Annotated in this window: 5 protein-coding genes; all 5 read right to left on the bottom strand. The window is 39.2% G+C overall.

The window, feature by feature from the left end; translation table 11 throughout:
* Window positions 1–15: 15 nt before the first annotated feature.
* Window positions 16–1,224 (bottom strand): PLP-dependent aminotransferase family protein, encoded by a 1,209-nt coding sequence (locus V7266_RS24715; protein ID WP_335471839.1) that lies wholly within the window; start codon window positions 1,222–1,224, stop codon window positions 16–18.
* A gap of 184 nt (window positions 1,225–1,408) precedes the next feature.
* Entirely contained in the window at window positions 1,409–2,239 is an 831-nt protein-coding gene (locus V7266_RS24710; RefSeq protein WP_335471837.1) for an ABC transporter ATP-binding protein, read from the bottom strand.
* A 1-nt stretch (window position 2,240) separates the two neighbouring features.
* Complete coding sequence (locus tag V7266_RS24705; RefSeq protein ID WP_335471836.1) at window positions 2,241–3,041, bottom strand: ABC transporter permease; 801 nt, start codon at window positions 3,039–3,041, stop codon at window positions 2,241–2,243.
* Between the two features lie 80 nt (window positions 3,042–3,121).
* Window positions 3,122–4,114, bottom strand: coding sequence for an ABC transporter substrate-binding protein (locus V7266_RS24700; RefSeq protein WP_335471835.1), 993 nt, complete (start codon window positions 4,112–4,114; stop codon window positions 3,122–3,124).
* A 28-nt stretch (window positions 4,115–4,142) separates the two neighbouring features.
* Window positions 4,143–5,243, bottom strand: a complete 1,101-nt coding sequence (locus V7266_RS24695) for an iron-containing alcohol dehydrogenase family protein (protein WP_335471832.1) — start codon at window positions 5,241–5,243, stop codon at window positions 4,143–4,145.
* Between the last annotated feature and the right edge of the window lie 52 nt (window positions 5,244–5,295).

Below are 5,295 nucleotides of genomic sequence, written 5' to 3'. Positions count from 1 at the left end.
GGAATATCCCCTTGTTTATTCTAATAATGAGGCATTTAAGTATTCTGTAATTACCTGTCCTAATCTTTGAACCCCTTCCACCATCTCATCTTGGCCTTCAAAACAAAACGAGAGCCGGAAAAATTCAGTTCCATCCTGTGGTTTTAAGAAGAAGTATTCCCCAGGAATGAAAGACACGCCCTTTGCTAGGGAGCGTTCTAACAATTCCGAGGAGTCTAGTCCGGGAATATGAACCCAAACAAAATAACCACCGCTAGGCATATACCAAGTAACCGATTCAGGAAAATATAGCTGAAGTGCATTGATTAATGTATCACATTTCTTCCTATATACCTCTTTTAACATGTTAAGCCGTTCTTCAAAATCAATTTCCACTAAATACGAGGCCACTGATGCCTGTGCAAATGGATGATCTAAATCTTTTTTAAACCAAGCAAATGCTGTAATGAATTCCTCACTGCCAGCTATCCAGCCTATCCGCATCCCTGGAGCAACCACCTTGGATAAAGAGCCGACGTGAAGGACTCTTCCTTCAGTGTCAATTGCTTTTAACGGGGTTGGACTATCGCCAAATGAAAGTTCCCCATATGCATCATCCTCTAAAATGAGAAAATTATATTCGCTTGCCAATTTTAACAAATGCTTTCGGCGTTCCATATCCATGGTTGTCCCAGTGGGATTTTGCGCAGTAGGAATTGTATACAAAATGCTGGGCAATGGTAGACTTTTTTTGGTTCTTTCCTTTAAAACTTCTTCTAATATGTTAGTTTGAAGTCCGTTTTCATCTACTGGTATATTTATAATCTGTTTGGTATAATTTTGAAAGATTTCTAATGCTTCCATGTATGTTGGAGCTTCTACCACCACAACCGATTCCTCGTCAATGATGACACGGGCAATTAAATCAAGCGCTTGACAAGCTCCTGAAGTTACTAATAGTTCTCGCTCATGTACCTTCATTCCACGCTGGTGTAATCGCTTCTGGATTTGCTGCTTGAGCACTTCAATCCGAGGACTTCCAAGATAATGAAGAGGTAAATCCTGTTCTTCATCAATTAGTTTAGCTACGGCTTCCTTAATTTGCTGTGAAGGGACTAGAGCGGGATCAGGATAGCCCGAACTCAAACGGATACATTCCTCTGGAAGCTCGGGCATCCATTCACCTGGCGGATTATTCTTAAGTGCCTCTTTTATATTATTCGAAAAAAATGAATCAATTTTCACCTGTTAAACACCTTCCGCTAATCCTTAAAGAAATATTTTAAAAATATTCCTATTTTTGTAGAATTACTGTTTGAATTTGTAGAATTCTTAGCTGTCTTCGTAGAATTCCTCCTATTTTTGTAGAATTCCATCCTAGCTTTGTAGATTCCACCTTACTTATGACAGACTTAAATTGTCAAACTGCCTAATGGATTGCCTTCAGACTCTCTTCCCTAATTAACGACAACAATTCTTCCTTATAGCCTGCAAATTCTACGGTTCCTTTAACACTGAAATTCCTTGGTCTATCCAATGTAATCGGTACCTTTTTCTTTAAACGGCCTGGTCTTGCTGTCATTACATACACGGAATCGGCAAGAAAAATCGATTCCTCTACATCATGGGTAATAAACAATATCGTTTTCTTCGACTCTTCCCAAGCTTTTAAAAGGACTTCCTGCATGATATTTCTTGTTTGCGCATCCAGTGCACCAAACGGTTCATCCATTAACAGTATTTTCGGATCATTCGCCAAGGCACGTGCAATAGCAACCCGCTGCTTCATACCGCCTGATAATTGAATGGGATAATGCTTCTCAAATCCCTCTAACCCAATTAAATGCAGATAATGACGAGCAACATCGTCACGTTCCTTTTGCGATAAGCCTTGTAATTTTAAGCCAAATGTAATGTTTTCTTTTACCGTTAACCATGGATATAACGTATAGGACTGAAATACCATCCCACGATCAGGCCCGGGACCATTGATTTTTTGACCATCGAGTAATACTTCTCCAGATGTAGCTTCCTCCAAACCAGCAACTATCCTTAAAACGGTAGATTTACCACACCCTGAAGGTCCCAAAATCGTTACAAACTCACCTTCACTTATCGTAAAAGATGTTTTCTCTAATGCCGTCGTTTCACCGCTTTTTGTCTTAAAAACCTTGCCGACCTCTTTAATTTCTAACTTTGGCGTTATGATTTTTGGTTGATTTTTACCCATTTCTACATTATTTGCTGCTGTGATAACCATCTTACAAACCATCCTTTCTCATCCATGAAAATGAAGCACGATAAATGGCTTTGAAGATCATATCTGTCAACAGCCCTAGTAAACCGATGATTAAAATACCAACTATAATCTTATCTGGCTGCAGGAAACGAGAAGCCTGCATAATCATATAGCCTAAACCACTAGAGGCACCCACTATTTCTGCTACAACTAAATACGTCCATGCCCAGCCAAAGGTAATTCGTAAAGTATCAACAATCCCTGGGAGTGCTGCCGGTAAAATAACCTTGGTAAATACTTGGCCTTTTTTTGCACCTAATGTATAAGAAACTTCAATTAAGTCATTTTGAACATTTTTTGTTACATCCATAATCATGAGGGTTAACTGGAAGAAGGTACCTAGAAAAATAACACTCATTTTCTCCGGTTCTCCAAGACCAATCCATAAGATTAATAATGGAATAAAGGCAGAGGCCGGCATGTAACGAATGAATCCAATAATAGGTTCGAAGGCGCCTTCCATGATTTTTAACGAACCCATTAATATTCCTAAAGGGATACCGATTATGGCAGCAGCCACAAATCCAACTAATACCCTTGTAAAACTGATCCCAATATCAGAGAGGAGATCTCCATTCACCAATAAATCAACACCGGTTGTTAATACGGCCGTTGGTGTCGGTAAAAACAGTGGATTGACAATTCCTCCGTAGGTTAAGACACACCAAACCGCTAAAAATACCATAAAAGTAACGAACCCAGCGGTTGAATAAAACCCTTTAGGAATTTCCTTATTAGGCGTAAACAATTTTGCCAACATCATACTCACCCATTCCTATCAATCTGTTTAAAAAGCCTAACATATGAGAAACTCATATATTAGGCTGGATTAGATTCTACTTATTACTGAAAACTCGGGTTAATAATTTCATCCGCTTTCGGTTCAGTTTTTATAATACCTTGCTCTTTATAAAACTGAATCGCATTTTCTGTTGATTTATAAATTGAACCTTTACTGTTTTCTGTACCAAATAAATCTTTGTTTTCCTCTTTTGTAAAGAACTTCAAACCTGCTTCAGTTCCAACGAATTCTTTTGTATCAATTTTTAGACCCTTAGCCATAATTTCATCTGCTTCGTCTTTATGATCTTTCCAATATTGCATTGCTTCACCCATAGCTTTAACAAATGCTTTTACATCATCCGGGCGGTTTTTAATGACATCTTCCTTAAAGCTAACGGTGTCAACAATGATACCAGGTAAATCTTTTGTCGATAATAATACTTTTCCGTTTGCTTCAGAACCTTTTGATAGCCATGGCTCCCAAGTTACGGCTGCATCTACTTTACCTGCAGCAAATGCTGCTCCTGCGTCACCAGCAGACATTTGAACAACCTCAACGTCTTTTTCTGTTAATCCGCCTTGCTTTAAAGCCGTTAATGCCAGCATATGACTGGTTGAACCTACTTCAAATGCTACTTTTTTACCTTTTAAGTCTTTTACACTATTGATGCCTTTTTTAACAAGGATACCGTCGCCGCCGTGGGAGTCATCTAATACCCAAACAACTTGAACAGGAATCTTTGATGCAGCAAGTGTGACTTGAACATCAAGGGCTGTTGCCATCCCATCGATTTTCCCACTAGCCAGCGCTTGTTTACGCTCCGCTAAACCTTCTACGATAGAAAGATCAACATCAATTCCGTTTTTCTTAAAAAAGCCCTTTTCTTTTGCTAAAAATAATGGTCCATAGCCTGTCCATGTAGGCAGTGTCACTTTTAAAGGTTCCGTTGATTTCTTACTATCCGCACTGGTGCTGGATGCTTCGTCTTTCCCGCAAGCCGCTAACGCAACTAACAACATGATTGCACATAATAAACCTAACCACTTTTTCATGAATAAATCCCCCTATTTTTCTATTACTTTATTTAGTTGCTGCTAACATGCCTGTACCGATTTCATTTGCCTTTTTGACAGATGTTATGACCATATCAGGTGTAACCTCAAATGGCATGTTTGCCATATCTTCAATCGTAACGGTAATTTCACCTAACGAATTCCATTGATTTTCGGTTAAGCTTTTGATTGCCATCTGTTCTAATGTGTAAGGCAAACCAACTTGTTGATAATATTCAATTAATGTTCTTACTTCTTGCTCTTCCGTTCCTTCCATGCATAACTGCGCTAATATCCCAAAAGCGACAATCTCACCATGGTAAGTATCGTGAATTTCCGGGAAGATGGTCAATCCTGAGTAAATCGCATGAGCTGCTGCAGTCCGGCAATCATCTCCGCCATAGCCGCTTACGCTGCCGCTGACTAAAATAATCGCATCAATGATGTCATTTAGCGCATCCGTTATGTTTTGCTCATGAATCGAGCTAACTGCCGATGTTCCCTTTTGAATTAAGGTTTGATATAATTGGCCAGCAATTGCAATGGCCGTTTGATTAATGGCATTTGGCACTGCTTTTTTAATTGAACATTTGGTTTCGAACCATTTCGCCAAGGTATCCCCAATCCCAGCAATTAAATATCGGACAGGTGCCATCAAAATAACATTCGTATCTACCAAGACTAATTCTGGTACTTTGGAATTTCGGCCGATTTCAAGGAATTCTCCTTCATCACTATAGAGAATACAAATCGGGGTTGCCGCTGCACATGTAGCAGCAATCGTTGGTATGGCTACTAACGGTTTATTCAGATAATAGGCTGCTGCTTTCACTGTATCTAGTGCTTTTCCTCCGCCAGCTGCAATGAGTACGTCAAAGGTTTCATTTTTTAATTGTTCTACTAATCTATCAATATTGGTTTGTGAAGATTCTCCTCCAAACCATAATGAATGTTTCAATGTTAAACCTTGCTGAGATAAACTTTGCCGCAGCGGCCCTTCAATGACTTGGCGGCTTATATTTCCGCCAACTAGAACCGCGGTGGTTCCAAACTTCTTTATGTATAAACCTGCTTCGGATAATAAACCCACATTTCTGTGATATTGTCCGGGTCCAACCGTTACGAACATATCCATCACCCTCTAATTACATGAATAATTATGTATAATATTCTATTAATAT

This window comes from Neobacillus drentensis (genome assembly GCF_036965645.1).
GTDB classification, from domain to species: domain Bacteria; phylum Bacillota; class Bacilli; order Bacillales; family Cytobacillaceae; genus Neobacillus; species Neobacillus drentensis_D.
Note: the sequence above shows the minus strand (reverse complement) of the source record. Positions and strands in the feature narration are given on the sequence as shown.

What these genes read in the sequence shown, in the direction of transcription:
- V7266_RS24710 (WP_335471837.1), bottom strand. Translation starts at nt 2,239, where the DNA reads ATGGTTATCACAGCAGCAAATAATGTAGAAATGGGTAAAAATCAACCA.
- V7266_RS24700 (WP_335471835.1), bottom strand. Translation starts at nt 4,114, where the DNA reads ATGAAAAAGTGGTTAGGTTTATTATGTGCAATCATGTTGTTAGTTGCG.
- V7266_RS24705 (WP_335471836.1), bottom strand. Translation starts at nt 3,041, where the DNA reads ATGATGTTGGCAAAATTGTTTACGCCTAATAAGGAAATTCCTAAAGGG.
- V7266_RS24695 (WP_335471832.1), bottom strand. Translation starts at nt 5,243, where the DNA reads ATGTTCGTAACGGTTGGACCCGGACAATATCACAGAAATGTGGGTTTA.